This window comes from Pollutimonas rozaliensis (assembly GCF_048751585.1).
In the GTDB taxonomy this organism is placed as follows: Bacteria; Pseudomonadota; Gammaproteobacteria; order Burkholderiales; family Burkholderiaceae_B.
This window is the reverse complement of sequence record NZ_JAZHOB010000001.1, coordinates 178,695-200,869: the sequence shown is the minus strand read 5'-3', so window position 1 is coordinate 200,869 and position 22,175 is coordinate 178,695. Positions and strand designations below refer to the sequence as shown.

Here is a 22,175-nt window from a genome sequence, read left to right as displayed (position 1 = left end):
GGAGGACGCGATGATGCTCGCAAGAATGTGTGCCGGCAGGGCCGCCCGCGCCGTGGGCGGTGCGCTGGCTGCAATCGGCCTGATGTGCTGTGCCAATGCGGCTGCCGCGGGGCAATTGCCGCCCGACTTGGGCGGGAATCTGGCGCAAGGCTATATTGCGCCAGCGATGCTGCGGTTTCAGCAGTCGGCGGAACAACTGCGTGCGGACCTGGATGCCTGGTGCTCCGCTCCCGCGCCGGCCGGTGCGAAGAAGGCCGAGGCGGGTTTCGCCGACTTGGTTAAAGCGTGGTCGGGCATCGAGTTCCTGCGCTTTGGGCCGCTGGTGGCCGCCAACCGCTACGAACGCATTTACTTCTGGCCCGATCCGCGCGGCATCACTTTACGTCAGGTGCAGGGCATGCTTGGCCAATCGGACGCCATTCCCAATGCCGCCGGGCTGGCAAAGCAAAGCGTCGCCCTGCAGGGCCTGCCCGCTCTGGAATACGTGTTGTATCGGAAGGGTGGCCTGTTTGCAGGCTCCGATGCGCAAGCCGCCGGGGATGTTGAGGAAAAGAATATAAGGGCATGCGCCTATGCCATTGCCATTGCCGGAAACCTTGCGGCGGTGGGTGCCGAGCTTAGCCAGGCCTGGCAGGCCAACGGCGATTACGCCCGTCAATTTTCGGCGCCGTCGCCCACGAACGCCTTGTATCGCAATCAGCAGGAAGTGGCGGGCGAAGCCATCAAGGCCCTGTCCACGGGGCTGCAGTTCGCCCGGGATGTAAAGCTGATGCCCATGCTGGGCGTGGATATAAAGGCGGCCAGGCCCAACAAGGCGCCATTCTGGCGCAGCGGCTTGTCTGCGCAAGCCATGGCGGCCACGCTTGAAGGAATGCGGCGGTTTTATATGGCCGGCTCCTATATATATACCGAAGACGAGGACTGGATAGACACCAGCATTCAGCATGAACTGGCGCAGGCGCGCGATGGCCTTCAAGCGATGCGCGGCGACTTCAATGCCCTGGTGAAGACGGAAGACGGCTATCGACGCCTGGTTCTCGCCTCGCTCATCCTGAAGAATGCCAAAGGCGTAATAGATGAAAACATGGCGCCTGCTTTCGGCGTAAGGATAGGCTTCAATGCGCTCGACGGCGATTGATAGACGCCGTTTCATGGCCTGGGCGACCGCCAGCGCCGTGTCCGCCGCCGCTCCCGCCGCGGCCTCGGGTCTCGCCTCCGATGCCGCGCAGTCACGCTTGTCTGATCACCGTCCCGGCCTGGACGGCGGCGAATCTGCTTTATATATGGCGGCCCGCAAGAATGCCGGCCGCTTTGAAGCGGCGCTGTTCAACGCGCAAGGACGCGATCAGCGGGTGGTTCCCTTGCCGGGGCGCGGACACAGTTTCGCCATCGATGCCGCCCGCGGACGCGTTGTGGCATTCGGCAGGCAGCCAGGCTTCTTTGCCATCGCTTTCGACGTCGCGGGCGATCGTCCGCCTCAAATGCTGGATGTGGCGCCCGGCCGCCATTTTTTCGGCCATGGCGTGTTCTCGCCCGACGGGCGCCTGATGGCGGCCACGGAAAACGATTATGAGGCCGGCCGGGGGGTACTGGGCCTGTACGATGCGGCGGAAGGCGGCGGTTATCGGCGTCTGGGTGAAATATCCACGCAAGGGGTAGGTCCGCATGAAGTGGTGCTGATGCCCGATGGCCGCACGCTATGCGTAGCCAATGGCGGCATTCTTACCCATCCGGATTACGGCAAGCTGCAGCTCAATGCGGACGACATGCGGCCCTCGCTCGCCTATATAAATATGCATAGCGGCGACTTGCTGGAACAGGTGTTCCTGGATGGAGCGCTGAACCGACTGTCCATACGCCATCTTGTGGTCGATGCCGCGGGGGCGGTCTGGTTCGGCTGCCAGCACACCGGCCCGGCGGGCGAGCGCCCACCTTTGGTGGGACGGCATCGGCAAGGCGGCAGGGCGGAATTGTTCGCCGGGCCGGACAGTGTCTTGCGGGGCATGAAGAACTACGTAGGCTCCCTGGCCTGCGATGCGTCGGGGACGCGTATCGCCACGTCCAGTCCTGTGGGCGGGCAGATAATGTATTGGGACGCGGCCAGCGGACGCAATCTGGGTGTCACGCGCATGTTCGATGGCTGCGGCGTGGCCCCGCTGGCCGAAAAGGGCTTCCTGGCCAGCAGCGGCCAGGGCGAGCTGGCCCGATTGCTCCCCCAAAAGCGGGAACGCGAGACGCTGAGCCGGGTGTCCGATCTGGCCTGGGACAACCATCTAAGACGGCTGTGAACTCCCGGTTTTTGACCTGTCTTTGATAGTAAAGCTTTGAAAATAAAACAAAAAATTTCAACGCTTTGCTGACGTAAAACTACTAATAAAAACAAGCTACTGCGATCCTTAGCTAGAATTGATATCAATAAAAAACAGGCCTGAAAAGTGTGGCCGGAAGGCAACGGCAAAGTATCGGGTAATCCCTTGGTTTTTTGGCTGAAAAAGGGCGTTTTGTTGTTTTATGCCTACACCCCGTGCGAAAAACCTCACTTTTGCCAACACGGTCATAGCCATGAGCCCCGAATTTTGATGCAATAGCAGCAACTTCCCATCGCGGAGTTAGAAAGAGCAGCAGCACAGTTTGGTCGTCGCTGCTCTAGTTACTCAAATCTACGGAGATTTCTTACATGAAAAAGACTCTGCTCGCTGCTGCTCTAACCGTCGGTTTCTTCGGCGTTGCTCAAGCAGAAACGTCGGTTACCCTGTACGGTATCCTGGACGGTGGTATCGGTTACCAAAAAGTTAGCGGTAGCTCCAGCCGCACTGGCGCCGCCAATACTGATATTGATGGCAAGCGCGTTGGCATGATCAACGGCATTCAATCCGGCAACCGCTGGGGCCTGAAAGGCGCTGAAGATTTGGGCGACGGCCTGCGCGCCGTGTTCCAATTGGAAAGCGGCTTTGATCTTGGTCGTGGCACTCACGCCCAAAACGATCGCCTGTTTGGTCGTCAGGCCACTCTGGGTCTGGCCAGCGATGCATGGGGTCAATTGGATGTCGGTCGTCAGACCAACATCGGTTCCAAGTACTTCGGTGCCATCGATCCGTTCGCTCTGGGCTTTGATCAAGCCAACATGGGCGCAGCATTCACTGCTGTGAACACGGTTCGCTATGACAACATGGTCATGTATCAAACCCCGAATTTCTCGGGCTTCCAGTTCGGCGTTGGCTATTCGTTCAACGGCGACGGCAGCCAGAGCTGGGATCGTGATGTAGCTTACGTTGACCCAATTTCGGGTGCTTCGACCTACAACACCAAAGATGCCAACAAGAAGGCAATCACTACCGGTCTGCGTTACGCCAATGGTCCTATCGCTGCTGCTTTGAGCTATGACCAGATCAAGTCGGGCAGCGTCCTGACGGCAGGTGCTGGTGGTACTGCTACTGCTAGCAACAACGTAACCATCCGTTCGTGGAACCTGGGTGCTGCATACGACTTCGAAGTCGTCAAGGCTCACTTGGCTTTTGGTCAAACCCGCAATGGTCTTCTTCAAGCTGCCACGTTTGGCGATCGTAAAGACGTCGGCGCGTTCTCGGCTGCTGATGGCCTGAAGGTCAATTCCTACCTGGTTGGCTTGTCCGCTCCTATCGGTAACGGTAAAGTGATGGCATCGTGGACGATGGCTGATCCTACCAGCGAGCCCGACAACAACCCCGTCGGCGCCGAATGGAAGAAGCAGCACATTTACAGCCTGGGCTACACCTACAATCTGTCCAAGCGCACCAACGTGTACGCAATTGGCTCCTATGCCAAGAACGTTCACTTCTTGCCTGATGCCAAGTCGACCCTGGTCGGCCTGGGCCTGCGTCACCAGTTCTAATCGGATTGCATAGCTAGTCTATGCGCCGAGGCGGCCCGGCTTGCCGGGTTGCCGAATGAACTGAAGCAAGCAGTATTTGCTAGCAAAAACCACCCTTCGGGGTGGTTTTTGCGTTTGCGGACGACTGTCGATTACGATTAAGTTGATGGCTTATGGGACTGCGAATCGGTAAGCCTGCCGCCGCGGCGATATCAAGGCTTCAGCGGCTGCGCTGGGTGCATTCATTGCCTTTGCCGGCCAAGCCGCTCAAGCTTCGGGGGCCGCTGTGGGGAAGCAATAATTCACCGTGTTTGGGCGCTGTCGATGGCCTGGAATTTGACCAGGAGAGTGATCTCGATCAAGCCGGTTCACCAACATGTTTCCGAGCAGGGTCATTCAGCAGAATGACGCTCTCAAAATGCTACAATCCTAGAGTTTACTTATCGTGATTGGATGCGCTCGCATGAATCTGGAACAGTACTTCCCCGTTCTGCTGTTTATAGTCGTTGCAACCCTGATCGGTTTCGCGCTGCTATCGGCAGGCCGCCTGCTTGGGCCCCATCGCCCGTACGACGAAAAGCTGTCGCAATACGAGTGCGGTTTCGAGGCCTTTGGCGACTCGCGCATGAAATTCGACGTGCGCTACTACCTGGTTGCGATTCTGTTCATTATGTTCGACCTTGAAATCGCCTTCCTGTTCCCCTGGGCCATGGCCAATGGCACCATAGGCATGGTCGGATTCTGGACGGTTCTGGTGTTTCTGGCCATTCTTACCGTGGGTTTTATCTACGAGTGGAAGAAGGGCGCGCTCGATTGGGAATGATCGGCGCTTGTTGCGGGTTGGCCGGCTTGCGTCAACCTGTTGTTCAAAACTAAGCAGATGCGAATTCAAAGGGATGGGTCAGGCGAGGTTGCAGCCGCAACCCCATGTGCGATGCGCTTGATCGCTGATCCATTCCAGGGCTAAAGGTAAATTATGGCTATCGACGGCATTATGAAAGAAGGTTTTATAACCACCAGCGCGGACAAGTTCCTGAACTGGGCGAAGACGGGTTCCTTGTGGCCCATGACCTTCGGCCTGGCCTGTTGCGCGGTGGAAATGATGCATGCCGGGGCGGCGCGCTACGACCTGGACCAGTTCGGCATTATTTTCCGCCCCAGCCCGCGCCAGTCCGACCTGATGATCGTGGCGGGCACGCTGTGCAACAAGATGGCGCCCGCATTGCGCAAGGTGTACGACCAGATGCCCGAGCCGCGCTGGGTCCTGTCCATGGGTTCCTGTGCGAATGGCGGCGGCTATTACCACTATTCATATTCGGTGGTCCGGGGCTGCGATCGCATCGTGCCGGTCGACGTCTATGTGCCGGGCTGCCCGCCCACGGCGGAAGCCCTGGTCTACGGCCTTCTGCAAATGCAGAACAAGATCCGCCTGACCAACACCATTGCGCGCTAGGCCTCTTCGGCTTTCACCCTTAACGTTGAACTGCTTGAACTATGACTCGGCTCGAAACGCTACACACTAACTTGCTGGCCACGTTTGGCGAATCCGCTGCACTGAAGCTGGCCCTGAACGAGCTTACGCTCGAGATTCCGGCCAAGGACTGGGTCGATGCCTGTACCGCCCTGCGCGACAACGCAACGCTGGGCTTCGATACCTGCATCGACTTGTGCGGAATCGATTACTCCGGATGGGGCGCTCCCACCTACGTGGCCGAGCCCAGCCAGCACCCGCAACGTTTTGCGGTGGTGGTGCATTTGCTGTCGGTCAAGAACAACTGGCGGCTGAGAGTGCGGGCTTATGTGCCCAACGACGAATTCCCCGTGCTGCCCACCCTGGTCGATGTATGGCCCGCGGTCAACTGGTTCGAGCGCGAGGCATTCGACTTGTACGGCATCGTCTTCGAAGGGCACCCCGATCTACGCCGCATACTTACCGACTACGGTTTTATCGGCCATCCCTTCCGCAAAGACTTCCCCTTGTCGGGCAATGTGGAAATGCGCTACGACACTGAACAGAAACGGGTTATCTACCAGCCCGTAACCATAGAGCCGCGTGAAATCACTCCGCGTGTTGTGCGTGAAGAAGGCTACGGAGCAGGGCGCTAGAACATGGCTGAAATCAAAAACTACACACTTAACTTCGGGCCCCAGCATCCGGCCGCGCACGGCGTATTGCGCCTGGTGCTGGAACTGGACGGCGAGGTCATCCAGCGCGCCGATCCGCATATCGGCCTGCTGCACCGCGCCACTGAAAAATTGGCCGAGCACAAGACCTATCTTCAGGCATTGCCTTACATGGATCGCCTGGACTATGTGTCCATGATGTGCAACGAGCACGCCTATGTCATGGCGGTCGAAAATCTGATGGGCATCAAGGTGCCGTTGCGCGCGCAGTACATACGCGTCATGTTCGACGAGATCACGCGCCTGCTCAATCACCTTATGTCGCTGGGTTCGCACGCGCTGGACGTCGGCGCCATGGCGGTGTTCCTGTACGCCTTCCGCGAGCGCGAAGACCTTATGGATTGCTACGAGGCGGTGTCGGGCGCGCGCATGCACGCGGCCTACTATCGCCCGGGCGGCGTCTACCGCGACTTGCCCGATGCCATGCCCCAGTACGGACAGTCCAGCAAGTACCGCGGCGAAAAAGAAATGCGCGCCATGAATGAGGCGCGTTCGGGCTCGCTGCTGGATTTCATCGAGGACTTCACCAACCGCTTTCCCACCTGCGTCGACGAATACGAAACCCTGCTGACCGATAACCGCATCTGGAAGCAGCGGCTGGTGGACGTCGGCGTGGTCAGTCCCGATCGCGCCAAGGCCCTGGGCTTTACCGGCCCCATGCTGCGCGGTTCGGGCATCGAGTGGGACTTGCGACGCATGCAGCCCTACGAGGTCTACGACCGCCTGGAATTCGATATTCCCGTGGGGGTCAATGGCGACTGCTATGACCGCTATTTGGTGCGTATCGCCGAAATGCGCGAAAGCAACCGCATCATTCGCCAGTGCGTGGAATGGCTGCGCAACAACCCGGGTCCCGTCATCGTCGACAACCACAAGGTTGCCCCGCCCAGCCGCGAACGCATGAAAACGGGCATGGAAGACCTTATCCACCACTTCAAGCTCTTTACCGAAGGCATGCACGTGCCTGCCGGCGAAACCTATGCCGCGGTCGAGCATCCCAAGGGCGAGTTCGGCATCTACATGGTGTCGGACGGCGCCAACAAGCCCTATCGCATGAAGATACGCGCGCCGGGCTTTGCGCACCTGCAATCCCTTGATGAGATGTCGCGCGGGCACATGATTGCCGACGCCGTCACCATCATTGGGACGCAAGACATTGTGTTTGGCGAAATCGACCGTTAACCGGCGCTAGCCAAGGTAAAAACCGGATTCAAACTATGCTGCTTTCCGAACAAGCCTATCAGAAAATCGACCGGGAACTGACCAAGTTCCCCGGCGACCAGCAACAGTCCGCCATCATGGCGGCATTGACTATCGCCCAGGAAGAAAAGGGGTGGGTGTCCACCGAAGTCATCGACGACGTCGCCGCCTACCTGCATGTGCCGCCCATCGCCGTGCAGGAAGTCGCCACTTTCTACAACATGTTCAATACGCATCCGGTGGGCCGCTACAAGATCACCGTCTGCACGAACCTGCCCTGTGCCTTGCGCGACGGCGTCAAGGCGGCCGATTACCTTAAGCAGAAGCTGGGCGTCGATTTCCGCGAAACCACGCCCGACGGCCTGTTCACCCTGATGGAAGGCGAATGCATGGGCGCTTGCGGCGATTCGCCGGTCATGCTCATGAACAACAGGCATATGTGTGTACGCATGTCGTCCGAGAAAATCGACGCCATGATCCAGGAACTCAAACAGCACGGGGAATCGGCATGAACGCGCCGGGTCTATTGCATCAGTTTTCTCAAGGTCTTACGCCCAATCCCGGCCCGGATCTTGCCACCAGCATGGTTTTCCACGATCGCCACATCAACCCGCAGATCGTGGCGGGCCTGGACGGCACGAACTGGGGGTTGGAAGACTACGTCAAGCGCGGCGGCTACGAGGCCTTGCGCAAGATTCTGACCACCGGCATGAAGCCGGAGGACGTCATCGCCGAGGTCAAGGCGTCCAGCCTGCGCGGCCGGGGTGGCGCGGGCTTCCCCACCGGCCTGAAATGGAGCTTCATGCCGCGCACCCTGCCGGGGCAGAAGTACCTGGTGTGCAACTCCGACGAAGGCGAGCCGGGCACATTCAAGGATCGCGACATCCTGCGCTTCAATCCGCATATCGTGATCGAGGGCATGGCCATCGCGGCCTACGCCATGGGCATCACGGTAGGCTATAACTACATACACGGCGAGATCTTCGAAATCTACGAGCGCTTCGAAGAAGCGCTGGATCAGGCTCGCGCGGCCGGTTTCCTGGGCGACAAGATCCTGGGTTCCGACTTCAGCTTCCAGCTGCATGCCTTTCACGGCTACGGCGCCTACATCTGCGGCGAAGAAACCGCCTTGCTGGAATCGCTTGAAGGCAAGAAGGGGCAGCCGCGCTTCAAGCCGCCGTTCCCCGCCAGCTTCGGCCTGTACGGCAAGCCCACCACCATCAACAATACCGAGACGTTCGCCGCCGTACCCTGGATATTCCGCCACAGCGCGCAGGAATACCTGGATATCGGCGTGCCCAATGCCGGCGGAACCAAGCTGTTTTCCATTTCCGGCGACGTCGAGCTGCCCGGCAACTACGAGATTCCGCTGGGCACCCCGTTCAGCAAACTGCTGGAGCTGGCCGGCGGCATGCGCGGCGGCCGCAAGCTCAAGGCCGTGATTCCCGGCGGTTCCAGCGCGCCCGTGCTGCCCGCCGACATCATGATGCAGACCAATATGGACTACGATTCCATCGCCAAGGCCGGTTCCATGCTGGGTTCGGGCGCGGTGATCGTCATGGACGAGACCCGCTGCATGGTCAAGTCCCTGCTGCGCCTGTCCTATTTTTACTTCGAGGAAAGCTGCGGCCAGTGCACGCCATGCCGCGAAGGCACAGGCTGGCTTTACCGCATGCTGGCACGCATCGAAAACGGCCAGGGCCGTCCTGAAGACCTGGATGTCCTGGATTCCGTCGCCCACAACATCATGGGCCGCACCATTTGCGCCCTGGGCGACGCCGCCGCCATGCCGGTACGCAGCTTCATCAAGCACTTCCGCGACGAATTCGCACACCACATCGAGCATAAAAGCTGTGTGGTGCCTAAATATTTGTAGGGTCAGGACACGCTAATGGTTGAAATCACCATCGACGGTATCAAAGTAGAAGCTCCCGAAGGCAGCATGGTCATCCAGGCTGCCCACAAGCTGGGGGTCTACGTACCGCATTTCTGCTATCACAAGAAACTATCCGTGGCGGCCAATTGCCGCATGTGCCTGGTCGACGTGGAAAAGGCGCCCAAGGCGCTGCCGGCCTGCGCAACCCCGGTCACCAACGGCATGGTCGTCCATACCCGTTCGGAAAAAGCCATTGCCGCCCAAAAAAGCGTGATGGAATTCCTGCTGATCAACCACCCACTGGATTGTCCCGTGTGCGATCAGGGCGGCGAATGCCAATTGCAGGATCTAGCCGTGGGCTATGGCGCTTCCGCTTCGCGTTACCACGAGGAAAAACGCGTGGTCGCCGCCAAGGAAATGGGGCCTCTTATTTCCACTGAAGGCATGCAGCGCTGCATACACTGTACGCGCTGTGTCCGTTTCGGCCAGGAGATCGGCGGCATCATGGAAATCGGCATGGTCAACCGTGGCGAGCATTCCGAGATCACCACTTTCGTGGGCCAGGCGGTTGAATCCGAACTCTCCGGCAATATGATCGATATCTGCCCGGTGGGCGCGCTGCTGTCCAAGCCTTTCAAGTTCACCGCCCGTACGTGGGAAATGGCGCGGCGCCGGTCGGTCAGCCCCCACGACAGCCTGGGCTCCAACCTGGTCGTGCAGGCCAAGCTGGACCGCGTGCTGCGCGTGGTGCCCTTCGAAAACGAAGACGTCAACGAATGCTGGATCAGCGACCGCGATCGCTTCTCCTACGAAGGCCTGTATACCGAAGACCGGCTGGCGCATCCTATGGTCAAGGGCGAGGACGGCCAATGGCGCGAAGCCTCCTGGACCGACGCCTTGCAGGCCGTGGTGCACGGATTCAATACGGTGCGCGAGCAATTCGGCGCCGAGCAGATTGGCGGCATCGGCAGCCATACCGCCACGACCGAGGAACTGGCCTTGCTGGCCAAGCTGATGCGGGCGCTGGGTTCCGAGAACATCGATTTCCGTCTGCGCAACATCGATCCGGCCTTCGACGAGGCTGTGGCGGGCGTGCCCTGGCTGGGCATGCCGGTCGGCGAGTTCGCTCAGCTTGACCGCGTGCTGGTGGTGGGATCCTTCCTGCGCAAGGATCATCCCCTGATGGCGCAACGCCTGCGTCAGGCGGCCAAGCACGGGACGCAGATATCCTTTATCGATTCGGCCGCCGACGACCCCCTGTTCCCGGTGACCGCCCGCATGACGGTGGCGCCCAGCGCCTTGCCCAATGCCTTGGCGGAAGTGCTGGCGGCGGTGGCCAAGAGCGCCGGCCAAGCCGTGCCTGAGGCCTTTGCGGGAGTGGAACCTTCTGTAGTAGCCGAACAGATTGCCGCCAGCCTGCTGTCCGGTGAACGGGTGGCCGTGCTGTTGGGCAATATGGCGGTGGCATCGAACCAGGCGGCCCTGATTGCCGCCAACGCCTCGGCGCTGGCCCAGGCGGCCAAGGCCCGATTCGGCTTCCTGACACCGGGTGCCAATACGGTGGGCGGCTACCTGGCCGGCGCCACGCCGGGCCGCGGCGGCCTGACGGCCGAGCAGATGCTCGATCGTCCCCTGAAAGCCTACTTGGTGCTGCACGCCGAACCTACTCTGGACAGCGACAATGGCGCCCGCGCGCTCGAAGCGCTGAAATCAGCCGGCTTCGCGGTGGCGCTTACGTCTTTCCGGTCCGCCGCGCAGGACTGGGCGGATGTCATGCTGCCTATTTCGCCCTTTACCGAAACCTCCGGCACATTTGTGAATGCCGAAGGCCGCATCCAGAGCTTCAAGGGCGTGGCCGCGCCGTTTGCCGATACACGGCCAGCCTGGAAGGTCCTGCGTGTGCTGGGCAATTTATTCGAGCTGCAAGGCTTTGACTACGAGACCTCGGAAGCGGTGCGCGACACCGTCATGGCCGGCGGCCTGGACGGGCGCCTGTCCAACGAGATCAAGGCCCGGCCCGGCCTGCTCAAAACGACGGGCGGCCTGGAACGCGTGACCGACGTCCCCATCTATCGCAGCGATGCCCTGGTGCGCCGTTCCGGGCCTTTGCAGGAAACGGCGGATTCGCGGCCGCCCAAGGCGCGCATGGCGGCCGGCACGCTGGCCAAGCTGGGCGTCCAGTCGGGCGATGCGCTGCGTATAAGCAGCCAGCAGGGTCAGATCGTCCTGCCCGCGCTGGAAGACAATACCGTCGCACCCGATTGCGTGCGGATCGCCGCCGCCTTCAATGAAACGGCGGCGCTGGGTAGCGGCTTTGGCCAATTAACGGTGGAGCGTGCCTAAATGGAGTGGCTTACAGTTCTTCAAAACTACGGTACCGAACTCATCGGCCCGACCGCCTGGCTGGTCGCATGGTCGTTGGTGAAGATCGTCGTCATCGCTGTGCCCATCATTCTTTGCGTGGCCTACCTGACTTATTGGGAACGCAAGATGATAGGCGCCATGCACGTGCGCAAGGGGCCGAACCGCGTGGGTTATCGCGGGCTGCTGCAGCCTTTCGCCGACGTGTTCAAGCTGCTGACCAAGGAAATCATCGTTCCCAGCAAGGCCAACAAGGTGCTGTACATACTGGCGCCCGTGGTGACGCTGATGCCTGCGCTGGCGGCATGGGCCGTGATTCCCTTCGGTCCCGAAGTCGTGCTGTCCGACGTCAATGCCGGCCTGCTGTTCATCATGGCCATTACGTCCATAGGCGTTTATGGCGTGATCGTCGCGGGCTGGGCATCGAACTCCAAGTATGCCTTCCTGGGCGCGCTGCGCGCCGCCGCGCAGATGGTGTCCTACGAACTGGCCATCGGCTTCGTGCTGGTGACTGTGCTGCTGGTATCGGGCACGCTGAACCTCAGCGGCATCGTCAACGGCCAGGGCGCCGGCTGGTTCGCCGACAAGGGCATCAATTTCATGTCCTGGAACTGGCTGCCGCTGCTGCCGCTTTTCGTCATCTACGTGGTGTCGGCCGTGGCTGAAACCAACCGCCACCCCTTCGACGTGGTCGAAGGCGAATCGGAGATCGTGGCGGGGCACATGGTGGAATATTCCGGCATGGGCTTTGCGCTGTTCTTCCTGGGCGAATACGCCAACATGATTCTGTTGTCGGCGCTGGCGTCCATCATGTTCCTGGGCGGCTGGATGCCTCCCCTGGAAATCGCGCCGCTGACCTGGATTCCGGGCTGGCTGTGGCTGGGTATCAAGACATTTTTTGTGGTTTCGATGTTTGTGTGGTTCCGTGCGACGTTCCCGCGCTACCGCTACGACCAGATTATGCGCCTGGGCTGGAAGGTATTCATTCCGCTGACCGGCATCTGGTTGCTGGTGGTGGCGATCTGGATGCAAACGCCCTGGAATATTTGGCAATAGGACACAGGGGCTAGATTATGGAAGCTATTAAGGATTTCTTCGGCAGCTTGATGCTGTCCGAGATGTTGAAGGGCATGCGCCTGACCGGCAAGTACTTCTTCAAGCGCAAGGTCACCTTGCGCTACCCTCAGGAAAAAACCCCCGCCTCGCCGCGGTTCCGCGGCCTGCACGCGCTGCGCCGCTATCCCAATGGCGAAGAGCGCTGCATCGCCTGCAAATTGTGCGAGGCGGTTTGTCCCGCGCTGGCCATCAGCATCGAGTCCGAAGAGCGCGATGACGGCACACGCCGTACCACGCGCTACGACATCGACCTGGCCAAATGCATTTTCTGCGGCTTCTGTGAAGAAAGCTGCCCGGTGGACTCCATCGTCGAGACGCATATTTCCGAGTACCACGGAGAAAAGCGCGGCGACCTGTACTACACCAAAGACATGCTGCTTGCCATCGGCGATCGCTACGAGCCTGAAATCGCACGCCGTCGCGCCGAAGACGCCCCTTATCGTTGATGCCGGACCGACACCTATGATTTTTTCTACCGTCCTGTTTTATCTGCTGTCGCTGGTGCTGGTCGTGGCCGCGTTTCGCGTCATCACCGCCACCAGCCCCGTCACCGGTGTGCTGCATCTGATCCTGACCTTCTTTACCGCCTCCATGATATGGATGCTGCTGGGCGCCGAGTTCCTGTCCCTGCTGCTTGTGCTGGTGTATGTGGGCGCGGTCATGGTGCTGTTCCTGTTCGTGGTCATGATGCTGGATGTGCGCATGGAAACCCTGCGTTCGGGGCTCAAGACCTATCTGCCTCTGGGCATGGTCATCGGCTTGATCATGGTGCTGGAAATGGCCTTCGTGCTGGCCAAGACCTGGCTGGGCGCCGGTCCCGCGGCGCCGATCGCCGACGACTACGACAATACCCATGCCCTGGGCGTGGCGATGTACACAGATTACGTGTTCGCCGTGCAGGTGGGCGGAGTGATACTGCTGGTCGGCATGATCGCGGCCATCGCGCTTACCTTGCGCAAACGCAGCGACGTCAAGCGCAACCGGCCCTCCGACCAAGTCAAGGTTCAGGCCAAGGATCGCGTGCGCCTGGTCAGCATCGCCTCGCAGACTGAAGCGCCCACGGCGGCGCCCGATGCAGAACAAGCCCAAGGGGACTCCAAATGACACTGACTCTTGCTCATTACCTGATACTGGGCGCCATTCTGTTCGCCATCGGTATCTTCGGCTTCTTCCTGAACCGCCGCAACCTGATCATCTTGCTGATGTCCATCGAATTGATGCTGCTGGCGGCCAATATGAATTTCGTGGCGTTTTCAACATGGTTCGGCGATACCGCCGGACAGGTCTTCGTCTTTTTTATCTTGACGGTGGCCGCGGCTGAAGCCGCAATCGGCCTGGCGATTTTGGTGTTGCTGTTCCGCAACCTGAATACGATCAACGTTGAAGAACTTGACCAGCTTAAGGGTTGATGGGATTGCACATACTATGAATTCACCCAGTCTTTACCTATTGATTGCATTGGCGCCGCTGGCCGGGGCCATACTGGCCGGCCTGTTCGGCACCGGCTTCCTGGGCCGCTTCGTCGGCCGCCGCGGTTCGCACCTGGTGACCATCGCCTGCGTGCTGGTTTCCTTCATCGGCTCGGTCATGGTGCTGTTCCAGGTGCTGGACGGCCACACCTACGACGGCACGCTGTATACCTGGAGCGTCATCGGCACGACGCCGCTGGAACTGGGCTTCCTGATCGATCCGCTGTCGGCGCTGATGATGGTGGTGGTGACGTCGGTATCGCTGATGGTGCATATCTACACCATAGGCTATATGGCGGACGACCCCGGCTACCAGCGCTTCTTCGCCTACATTTCGCTGTTCACGTTCTCCATGCTGATGCTGGTCATGTCCAACAACATGGTGCAGCTGTTCTTCGGCTGGGAAGCGGTGGGCCTGGTGTCCTATCTGCTGATCGGTTTCTGGTATACGCGTCCGACCGCCATTTTCGCCAACATGAAGGCCTTCCTGGTCAATCGCGTGGGCGACTTCGGCTTCATCCTGGGCATAGGCCTGCTGTTCGCCTACACCGGCAGCATGCATTATGGCGACGTTTTCGCGCAAAGCGACAAGCTGGCCGCCACGGCTTTCCCGGGCACCGACTGGCAGTTGCTGACGGTGGCATGCATTTCGCTGTTCGTGGGCGCCATGGGTAAATCGGCGCAGGTTCCGCTGCATACCTGGCTGCCCGACTCCATGGAAGGCCCGACGCCCATTTCCGCCCTGATTCACGCGGCAACCATGGTGACCGCGGGCATCTTCATGGTGGCGCGCTTTTCGCCGGTGTTCGAACAATCGACCACGGCCCTGTCGGTCATGATCGTGATCGGCGCCATCGGCGCATTGTTCCTGGGCATACTGGGCATCGTCCAGAACGACATCAAGCGCGTCATTGCGTATTCCACGCTGTCGCAACTGGGCTATATGACGGTCGCGCTGGGGGCCTCGGCCTACTCGGCCGCCATTTTCCATCTGATGACGCACGCCTTCTTCAAGGCCCTGCTGTTCCTGGGCGCGGGCTCGGTCATCATCGGCATGCATCATGACCAGGACATCCGCAATATGGGTGGCTTGCGCAAGTACATGCCCATTACCTGGATCACCTTCCTGCTGGGCACCCTGGCCCTGGTCGGCACGCCATTCTTCGCGGGCTTCTATTCCAAGGAGCACATCATCGAAGCGGCGGGCGCGGCCACCGTCTGGGGCGCGGGCTTTGGCTACTACGCCACGCTGATCGGCGTGTTCGTGACCTCGCTGTATTCCTTCCGGGTGTATTTCCTGGTGTTCCATGGCAAAGAGCGTTTCAACACCGACGCGCATGCGGATCATGGGCACGGCCACGACGATCACAGCCATCACGGCGGCGCGCCGCATGAGTCGCCCTGGGTCGTCACCTTGCCGCTGGTCCTGCTGGCCATACCGTCTGTCATCGCCGGCGCCTGGTTTATCGACCCCCTGTTGTTCGACGGCTTCTTCGATGGCGTGATCGCGGTATTGCCGCAGCATCCGGCCATGGCCGAGCTGGCCGAGCATTGGCATGGCTGGGTGGCTTACGCCCTGCATGGTTTCGTCACGCTGCCTTTCTGGCTGATGATTGCCGGTTTTGTGGTGGCCTGGTACTGCTATCTGGTCAATCCCAGCCTGCCGGCCGCCATCCATGCGCGTCTTTCGTTCATCAATCGTGTGCTGGACAACAAGTACTACGCCGATTGGTTCAACGAGCAGATCGTCGCGCGCGGCGCCCGCTGCCTGGGCCACGGCTTCTGGAAAGCGGGTGACCGCGGCCTGATCGACGGCGTGCTGGTCAACGGCAGCGCCCGCCTAGTGGGCTGGGTGGCGGCTGTCAGCCGGCACTTGCAGTCGGGCTATATCTACCACTACGCCTTTGCGATGATCATCGGGATCATGGCTTTACTTTCCTTTTTTGTGCTGACGGTTAACTGATGGCTAGCGATATGGCGTCTTCTACTCTTCCCTGGTTAACGCTTTCGATCTTCGTCCCCATTGTGGCTGGGCTGATCGTGCTGCTGGTGGGCCGCGACGACAGGCCGGGCCTGACTCGCGCGTTGGCATTGGCGGGCTCGGTGGCCGGCTTCCTGGTGACCCTGCCCCTGTATACGGGCTTCAATCCCGATACCGCCGACATGCAGTTCGTCGAGAAAGCGTCCTGGATCGAAACCTTTGCCATCAACTACCATCTGGGCATCGACGGCATTTCCATCTGGTTCGTGCTGCTTACGGCTTTCATTACCGTGATCGTGGTGCTGGCCGGATGGGAAGTCATCACCAGCCGCGTGTCGCAGTACATGGCCTCCTTCCTGATCCTGTCGGGATTGATGGTGGGTGTGTTCGCCTCGCTGGACGGCATGCTGTTTTATGTTTTCTTCGAAGCCACCCTGATACCGATGTATCTGATCATCGGGGTATGGGGCGGCCCCAACCGCGTGTACGCCGCGTTCAAATTCTTCCTGTACACGTTGATGGGTTCCTTGCTGACCCTGATCGCCTTCATCTACCTGTGGCATGCCGCCGACGGTTCCTTCGACATCCTGACCTGGCATCAGCTCAAGCTGGACTACACGCCGCAGATCCTGATCTTTGTGGCCCTGCTGGCGGCGTTTGCCGTCAAGGTGCCCATGTGGCCGGTGCATACATGGTTGCCCGACGCCCACGTCGAAGCGCCCACGGGCGGCTCGGTGGTGCTGGCCGCCATCATGCTCAAGCTGGGCGCCTACGGCTTCCTGCGTTTTTCGCTGCCCATCGTGCCCGACGCCTCGCATAGCCTTGCGGGCATGATGATCGCGCTGTCCCTGATCGCCGTGATTTATATCGGCCTGGTCGCCATCGTTCAGGACGACATGAAGAAGCTGGTTGCCTATTCATCGGTCGCCCACATGGGTTTCGTCACCCTGGGCTTTTTCCTGTTCAACACGGCGGGCCTGGAAGGGGCCATCGTGCAGATGATTTCACACGGTTTCGTGTCAGGCGCCATGTTCTTGTGCATTGGGGTTCTGTACGACCGCCTGCATACGCGCCGCATCGCCGATTACGGCGGCGTGGTCAATGTCATGCCGCGTTTCGTCACGCTGTTCCTGCTGTTCTCCATGGCCAACTCCGGCCTGCCGGCAACCAGCGGTTTCGTGGGCGAATTCACTGTCATCATGGGCGCCGTCCAGTACAACTTCTGGGTCGGCCTGCTGACCGCCTCGGCGCTGATCTGGGGCGCGGCGTATTCCTTGTGGATGTTCAAGCGCGTCGCGCTTGGCGAAATCGCCAACGATCAGGTCCGGGGCATGGTCGACCTGACGCCGCGCGAATTCTTCGTTCTGGGAATCATGGCGATTGCCGTGCTGTACATGGGCATTTATCCGAAACCGTTTACAGATGTCATGCATGTGTCGGTGGAAGCCTTGCTGCAGCACGTCTCTATCTCGAAACTGTAGACCTGAAATATTATGCAAAATCCATTTGACTTCGCCTTGGCTACGCCCGAGATTGCGCTTCTGATTCTGGCTGCGGCGGTCCTGCTTATCGACGCCTTCAACAAGACCGAGTCCCGCCACACGACTTTCACGCTAAGCATAGGCACTTTGCTGCTGCTTACCGTCGTGTCGCTGTGGCAATGGAACGAGGGGGTTCAGGGCAACTCCTTCGGCGGCCTGTATGTGGTCGATTCCCTGTCTCACTTCCTGAAGGTGCTGTCCTATGTTGCGGTTGCCGCCACGCTGATCTACGGCCGCGGCTACGCTGAACAGCGCGACATGCTCAAGCACGGCGGCGAATTCTATTCCCTGACGCTGTTCGCCTTGCTGGGCCAGATGGTCATGATATCCGCCGGCAGCATGCTGACGGTGTACCTGGGCGTCGAGTTGATGTCTTTCGCCTTGTACGCCCTGGTCGCCCTGCGCCGCGACGACGTCAAGTCGACCGAGGCCGCCATGAAATATTTCGTGCTGGGCGCGCTGGCTTCGGGCGTGCTGCTGTATGGCATGTCCATGATCTACGGTGCCACCGGCCAGCTCGACCTGCGCCTGATCGCCCAGGTCATAGGCAGCGGCAATGCCGAGCGCCTGCCCTTGGTGTTCGGTGTGGTGTTCATAGTTGCGGGCCTGGCCTTCAAGCTGGCCGCCGCGCCGTTCCACATGTGGACGCCGGACGTCTATCAGGGCTCGCCCACATCGGTCACCCTGATTCTGAGCGCGGCGCCCAAGCTGGCGGCTTTTGCCATCACCCTGCGGCTGCTGGTCGAGGGCTTGCACGGCATAGCCGTCGATTGGCAGCCCATGCTGCTGATCCTTGCGGTGCTGTCGCTGGCCATCGGAAACATCGCTGCCATTGCGCAGACGAATTTCAAGCGCATGCTGGCCTATTCGACCATTTCACACATGGGTTTTGTTTTTCTGGGCCTGCTTTCGGGCGTTGTCCAGGACCAGACCCTGGCCGGCCAGGCCTACGGCTCGGCGCTGTTCTACGTCATCATCTATGTATTGACCACGCTGGTCACTTTCGGGCTTATTCTTCTGCTTAGCCGCAAGGGTTTCGAGTGCGAGGAAATCACCGACCTGAAGGGCCTGAACCGACGCAACCCCATTCTGGCGGCCATGCTGCTGCTGTCCATGTTCTCGTTGACCGGGATTCCTCCGATGGCGGGCTTCTATGCCAAGCTGGCCGTATTGCAGGCATTGGTCGGAGCGGGGCATGTGGCGATTGCCGTGGTCGCGGTCATTTTTTCCCTGATAGGCGCGTTCTACTATTTGCGCGTGGTCAAGATGGCTTATTTCGACGAACCCGAGGGCGAGCCGGTCGCGATCGACAATGGCGTGGTCACCAACGGCCTTATGTCCGTGAACGGCCTGCTTATTATCGTCCTGGGCATCTTGCCCGGTGGCCTGATGGCGCTTTGCGTGCGGGTCATAGAAGGCTCGCTGAAGTTCTGACGAATGAATCAAACGTTTGCGGTCTGGATCGTTATTGTCTTGTCTCTGGCGAGCGCCAATCTTCCCTTCCTGGCGCAGAGGCCTTTCCTGGCCCTGCCCTGGACCCAGCCTGGCGAAGCGGCGCGTCCCATCTGGCTTAAATGGCTGGAGGCGCTGGCGTTCTTCGCCTTGCTGTGGGGCGTGGGCTATCTGATTCTCGCCTTGATCGGCCAGGCTTTCTTCGTGGCGTCCGATCCCGCTTCGGCCGCGCTGTTCATGGGCAAGCTGCTGGCCGCCGTCGCGCTGGCGGCGCTGGTGCTGGCCTATCCCGGCTGGCGCAATCGCGGGCGCGCCATACATAAGCCGTTTTTCGTGCGACTGCTGGAGCTGTTGGTGTTCTACGGCTTGGTCGGCACGCTGGGATTCGCATTCGAGGCGAATATGGGCAATGTGTTTCCCCAGACCTGGGAGTTCTACGCCGTCACGCTAAGCCTGTTCCTGGTATTGGGCTATCCGGGCTTCGTGTACCGCTATCTGATGCGGCACCGGAAGCCATCGCAGAAGAAGCCGCGGGCTCCCTAAGCACCATCGTCGGCGGGTTGAGCAGGGACAGGTTCTGGTCCCGAAGCCGGCGCAGTATGTCGAACAGCAGCACGCTGCGCACCCGGTAGGCGGCGCGCGGCGAAATCACATGACCTGTGGCATTGAATATCAAGCCGCTGGCATCCACGCCATCCAGCATCACGTCGGCGGCGGGCTCGTCAAGGATGTCGGCATTGTCCCTGAACGCGGCCAGCATCAGGTCGTGGACCTGCTCCGCATTCGTATCCAGGGGCAGGGCCAGCTTGATCTGCACCCGGCCCAGCGGACTGGCGTGAGTGACATTGCGCACGACCTTGGTGATGAATTCCGAGTTCGGGACGATGACGGTGGAATGGTCGCCCATTTGAATTTCCGTGGCGCGCACATTGATGCGGCGGATGTCGCCTTCTATGCCGCCCAGCGATACCCAGTCGCCGACTTTCACAGGTCTTTCCGCCAGCAGGATAAGGCCGGATACGAAATTCTGCACCACGGCCTGCAAGCCGAAACCGATACCCACCGACAGGGCGCTGGCTATCCAGGCCACCCGCTCCAGGCCTATGCCCACAGCGGACAGGGATAGCGAAAAAGCCAGTACATAGCCCGCATAGCCGAACAGGGTCGCCGCCGACAGGCGCATGCCCGGATCCAGGCTGGTGGTGGGCAGGTACTGGCGGGTCAGCCATGCCTGGACCACCTTGACTATCCCAAAGCCCAGCACCAGAACCAACAGCGCCAGCATGACCGAGGCGGGGCGTATCTGGACTTCGCCGATGGCAATGCCGTTGTGCAGGTAGTCCAGGCGCTGCAGCCAGGCCGTGGGCCCGTCGCCGAAGGGCGCGGCCAGCAGCACCAGGGCGAACAGGACAACGGCAAGGCGTGCCAGGCCGGCCAGCAGGACGCTGGCTTGGCTGCGCACACGCGTCATGGGACGGCTGTAGTTTTCGTCGTTGGCATTGCGCCGGATGGCCGCCACGACGCTTTGGCAGGCATCGTCGATCAGGCCATTGAGCAAATAGGCGGCGCCCAGCACGATGGCAAGCCAGGCCGCCTGTCGGACGATGAAGCTGCCCAGCGCGATATAGCCCAGCAGCAGGCTGACCATGCTGGCGCTTACCGCCAGCCAGATCACACCTCGGGCAATGGCGTAGCCCATCGGCGCGGGCTCCGTGCGGCCTTTTTGCTGTTCGCCGCGGGCGTGCCGGCTAAGCCGGGTGGCCCGGCGCATGGCCAGCGCCATGATCGCGCCAAGAACCAGGGACAAGATGCAGTTCTGGGCCACCGTGGCGGTCAGGCTGGCGTTGACCAGGGCGGCCAGCTTTTGCGCGATCCAGCCCATGGTCAGGGCAAGGGCCAGCAGGACGGGAAACCAGCGCAGGCCGGTCGCGACCTCGTCGGGCAGGGAAGCCAGCCGCCAGGTGGGGCGATCGGCGGAAAGCAGCGCCCGGCCCAGGCCGGTGACGAAGCCGCCAAAATACGCCGCGCCCACGGCCAGGCTAAGCAGGGTATCCAGCTCGCTCGACAGCGCCGTGTTCCATTCCGCGCCCAGGCGCAGAATGGCGGCTATCACTCCGGGCGCGATAGTGGCCAGAACAACTTGCGCCGCGGCGTACAGCGAGCGCCGCAAGCGGCCCGGCGCGACGCGGGTGGTGGTCAGGCGCCATAGCAGGCGTCCGCCCAGCATGCGCAGGATAAGGACGGCCAGGACAGCCAGCAGGGCGGCGGCCCATACCGAAGCGCCGGCTTTCCGAACGGACTCCGCCAGTTCGTCCCATAGCGGCTGGATCCGGCGTAGATCCTGCGGCAGTTGGTTGCGCAGTTCCGTCCAAAAAGGGCGGGCCAGGATGGAATCCGTGCGTACCCCCAGCTCGGCCTGGAATTGGGTGCGCCGCAATTTCAGTATCTGGTCGACCGCCTGCTGGGCTTCGACCGCAATCAGGCGCGCCAGCTTGATTTGCGCATCCAGCATGCTGTTGTTCTTGTTCAGTTCCGCGCGTTGCGCGGCAACGTCCGGCGTCTCTTTGATGCCTTCGGCGGGCTGGCCCAGTTCGGCCATGCGGGCCTGCACACTGGTCAATTGGGGCTCCAGGACAGCGGCGGCCGCTTGAGCCTGCTCCTGCGCCTCCTGGGCGGTGTCGCGCAGATCGACCAGGTCGTGATCCTGCAAGGGCTTGTCCGGAGCCGCGCCCAACCTCTTTTGTACCCGGTCTATCTGCGTGCGCGCGGCGTCCAGGGTCTTGTCGATTTCGGCGGCGGCGCTCTTGTTCTGGGCATGGACGGGAGCGGCCGCGGCGGACAGAGCCAGGCAGATGGCCAGCAGGCAGCGGACCAGCAGGCCGCGCAGTGTTCCGGACCGGCGTGCGGCGGATGCGCTTGCGGCCGGGCGGACGGCGTCAGCCAATATGCCGCATGGGGAGCGTAGGCATGGTGTGGAGGTGAGTGCGGCCGGGAGTTCTGACAGTGGCATCGATTTCATTTTGGAAAGAAGGCAGATTACCACCAGGGAAACGGCAAGAAGGATTCCAAGAGTAACGTCGGCCCGGAAAACGATGCAAGAAATTTCAGGTGGCGCGCTTGCCATCATAGCGCCTGTGGCCCGGCC

At 60.7% G+C, this 22,175-nt stretch carries 19 protein-coding genes; 18 read left to right on the top strand and 1 reads right to left on the bottom strand.

The window, feature by feature from the left end:
• The first annotated feature begins 10 nt into the window (after window positions 1-10).
• The 18 genes from V0R37_RS00835 to V0R37_RS00750 all read left to right on the top strand — a co-directional run bounded on the left by V0R37_RS00835 (window position 11) and on the right by V0R37_RS00750 (window position 19,573).
• Window positions 11-1,138 (top strand): imelysin family protein, encoded by a 1,128-nt coding sequence (locus V0R37_RS00835; protein WP_420372680.1) that lies wholly within the window; start codon window positions 11-13, stop codon window positions 1,136-1,138.
• Window positions 1,119-2,288, top strand: coding sequence for a DUF1513 domain-containing protein (locus tag V0R37_RS00830; RefSeq protein ID WP_420372679.1), 1,170 nt, complete (start codon window positions 1,119-1,121; stop codon window positions 2,286-2,288). The genes V0R37_RS00835 and V0R37_RS00830 overlap by 20 nt, the downstream gene beginning before the upstream one ends.
• 389 nt (window positions 2,289-2,677) lie before the next feature.
• Window positions 2,678-3,871 (top strand): porin, encoded by a 1,194-nt coding sequence (locus V0R37_RS00825; protein ID WP_420372678.1) that lies wholly within the window; start codon window positions 2,678-2,680, stop codon window positions 3,869-3,871.
• A gap of 442 nt (window positions 3,872-4,313) precedes the next feature.
• Window positions 4,314-4,673, top strand: coding sequence for an NADH-quinone oxidoreductase subunit A (locus tag V0R37_RS00820; protein WP_420372677.1), 360 nt, complete (start codon window positions 4,314-4,316; stop codon window positions 4,671-4,673).
• A 153-nt stretch (window positions 4,674-4,826) separates the two neighbouring features.
• The gene (locus V0R37_RS00815; RefSeq protein ID WP_264129579.1) at window positions 4,827-5,303 is read left to right on the top strand and encodes a NuoB/complex I 20 kDa subunit family protein; all 477 of its coding nucleotides are present in this window, start codon (window positions 4,827-4,829) and stop codon (window positions 5,301-5,303) included.
• 41 nt (window positions 5,304-5,344) lie between these two features.
• Window positions 5,345-5,956, top strand: coding sequence for an NADH-quinone oxidoreductase subunit C (locus tag V0R37_RS00810; protein ID WP_420372676.1), 612 nt, complete (start codon window positions 5,345-5,347; stop codon window positions 5,954-5,956).
• Window positions 5,957-5,959: 3 nt separating this feature from the next.
• Window positions 5,960-7,216, top strand: coding sequence for an NADH-quinone oxidoreductase subunit D (locus V0R37_RS00805; protein WP_420372675.1), 1,257 nt, complete (start codon window positions 5,960-5,962; stop codon window positions 7,214-7,216).
• 35 nt (window positions 7,217-7,251) lie between these two features.
• Complete coding sequence (nuoE, locus tag V0R37_RS00800) at window positions 7,252-7,746, top strand: NADH-quinone oxidoreductase subunit NuoE (RefSeq protein ID WP_420372674.1); 495 nt, start codon at window positions 7,252-7,254, stop codon at window positions 7,744-7,746.
• Window positions 7,743-9,110 (top strand): NADH-quinone oxidoreductase subunit NuoF, encoded by a 1,368-nt coding sequence (nuoF, locus tag V0R37_RS00795; protein ID WP_420372673.1) that lies wholly within the window; start codon window positions 7,743-7,745, stop codon window positions 9,108-9,110. Before nuoE ends, nuoF begins: the two co-directional genes overlap by 4 nt.
• 15 nt (window positions 9,111-9,125) lie before the next feature.
• Window positions 9,126-11,453 (top strand): NADH-quinone oxidoreductase subunit NuoG, encoded by a 2,328-nt coding sequence (nuoG, locus tag V0R37_RS00790; RefSeq protein WP_420372672.1) that lies wholly within the window; start codon window positions 9,126-9,128, stop codon window positions 11,451-11,453.
• Window positions 11,454-12,527: an NADH-quinone oxidoreductase subunit NuoH gene (gene nuoH / locus V0R37_RS00785; protein WP_420372671.1), complete on the top strand. Its 1,074-nt coding sequence runs from the start codon at window positions 11,454-11,456 to the stop codon at window positions 12,525-12,527.
• 17 nt (window positions 12,528-12,544) lie between these two features.
• Entirely contained in the window at window positions 12,545-13,033 is a 489-nt protein-coding gene (nuoI, locus tag V0R37_RS00780) for an NADH-quinone oxidoreductase subunit NuoI (protein WP_264129571.1), read from the top strand.
• Window positions 13,034-13,049: 16 nt separating this feature from the next.
• Entirely contained in the window at window positions 13,050-13,691 is a 642-nt protein-coding gene (locus tag V0R37_RS00775; protein WP_420372670.1) for an NADH-quinone oxidoreductase subunit J, read from the top strand.
• Window positions 13,688-13,996 carry an NADH-quinone oxidoreductase subunit NuoK gene (gene nuoK / locus V0R37_RS00770; RefSeq protein WP_165026998.1) on the top strand — a complete coding sequence of 103 codons (309 nt, stop codon included), beginning with the start codon at window positions 13,688-13,690 and terminating at the stop codon, window positions 13,994-13,996. The genes V0R37_RS00775 and nuoK overlap by 4 nt, the downstream gene beginning before the upstream one ends.
• A gap of 16 nt (window positions 13,997-14,012) precedes the next feature.
• Entirely contained in the window at window positions 14,013-16,019 is a 2,007-nt protein-coding gene (gene nuoL / locus V0R37_RS00765) for an NADH-quinone oxidoreductase subunit L (RefSeq protein WP_420372669.1), read from the top strand.
• On the top strand, window positions 16,016-17,518 hold the full coding sequence (locus V0R37_RS00760; protein WP_420373115.1) for an NADH-quinone oxidoreductase subunit M: 1,503 nt from the start codon (window positions 16,016-16,018) through the stop codon (window positions 17,516-17,518). Before nuoL ends, V0R37_RS00760 begins: the two co-directional genes overlap by 4 nt.
• 9 nt (window positions 17,519-17,527) lie before the next feature.
• Window positions 17,528-19,012, top strand: coding sequence for an NADH-quinone oxidoreductase subunit NuoN (nuoN, locus tag V0R37_RS00755; protein WP_420373114.1), 1,485 nt, complete (start codon window positions 17,528-17,530; stop codon window positions 19,010-19,012).
• 3 nt (window positions 19,013-19,015) lie between these two features.
• Window positions 19,016-19,573, top strand: coding sequence for a DUF2818 family protein (locus tag V0R37_RS00750; RefSeq protein WP_420372668.1), 558 nt, complete (start codon window positions 19,016-19,018; stop codon window positions 19,571-19,573).
• Here V0R37_RS00750 and V0R37_RS00745 read toward each other — a convergent pair.
• The gene (locus V0R37_RS00745) at window positions 19,473-21,974 is read right to left on the bottom strand and encodes a DUF3772 domain-containing protein (protein WP_420372667.1); all 2,502 of its coding nucleotides are present in this window, start codon (window positions 21,972-21,974) and stop codon (window positions 19,473-19,475) included. The genes V0R37_RS00750 and V0R37_RS00745 overlap by 101 nt on opposite strands.
• Window positions 21,975-22,175 lie beyond the last annotated feature (201 nt).

Coding starts and splice junctions, on each gene's coding strand:
- V0R37_RS00835 (WP_420372680.1), top strand. CDS start 11: ATGATGCTCGCAAGAATGTGTGCCGGCAGGGCCGCCCGCGCCGTGGGC.
- V0R37_RS00830 (WP_420372679.1), top strand. CDS start 1,119: ATGCGCTCGACGGCGATTGATAGACGCCGTTTCATGGCCTGGGCGACC.
- V0R37_RS00825 (WP_420372678.1), top strand. CDS start 2,678: ATGAAAAAGACTCTGCTCGCTGCTGCTCTAACCGTCGGTTTCTTCGGC.
- V0R37_RS00820 (WP_420372677.1), top strand. CDS start 4,314: ATGAATCTGGAACAGTACTTCCCCGTTCTGCTGTTTATAGTCGTTGCA.
- V0R37_RS00815 (WP_264129579.1), top strand. CDS start 4,827: ATGGCTATCGACGGCATTATGAAAGAAGGTTTTATAACCACCAGCGCG.
- V0R37_RS00810 (WP_420372676.1), top strand. CDS start 5,345: ATGACTCGGCTCGAAACGCTACACACTAACTTGCTGGCCACGTTTGGC.
- V0R37_RS00805 (WP_420372675.1), top strand. CDS start 5,960: ATGGCTGAAATCAAAAACTACACACTTAACTTCGGGCCCCAGCATCCG.
- nuoE (WP_420372674.1), top strand. CDS start 7,252: ATGCTGCTTTCCGAACAAGCCTATCAGAAAATCGACCGGGAACTGACC.
- nuoF (WP_420372673.1), top strand. CDS start 7,743: ATGAACGCGCCGGGTCTATTGCATCAGTTTTCTCAAGGTCTTACGCCC.
- nuoG (WP_420372672.1), top strand. CDS start 9,126: ATGGTTGAAATCACCATCGACGGTATCAAAGTAGAAGCTCCCGAAGGC.
- nuoH (WP_420372671.1), top strand. CDS start 11,454: ATGGAGTGGCTTACAGTTCTTCAAAACTACGGTACCGAACTCATCGGC.
- nuoI (WP_264129571.1), top strand. CDS start 12,545: ATGGAAGCTATTAAGGATTTCTTCGGCAGCTTGATGCTGTCCGAGATG.
- V0R37_RS00775 (WP_420372670.1), top strand. CDS start 13,050: ATGATTTTTTCTACCGTCCTGTTTTATCTGCTGTCGCTGGTGCTGGTC.
- nuoK (WP_165026998.1), top strand. CDS start 13,688: ATGACACTGACTCTTGCTCATTACCTGATACTGGGCGCCATTCTGTTC.
- nuoL (WP_420372669.1), top strand. CDS start 14,013: ATGAATTCACCCAGTCTTTACCTATTGATTGCATTGGCGCCGCTGGCC.
- V0R37_RS00750 (WP_420372668.1), top strand. CDS start 19,016: ATGAATCAAACGTTTGCGGTCTGGATCGTTATTGTCTTGTCTCTGGCG.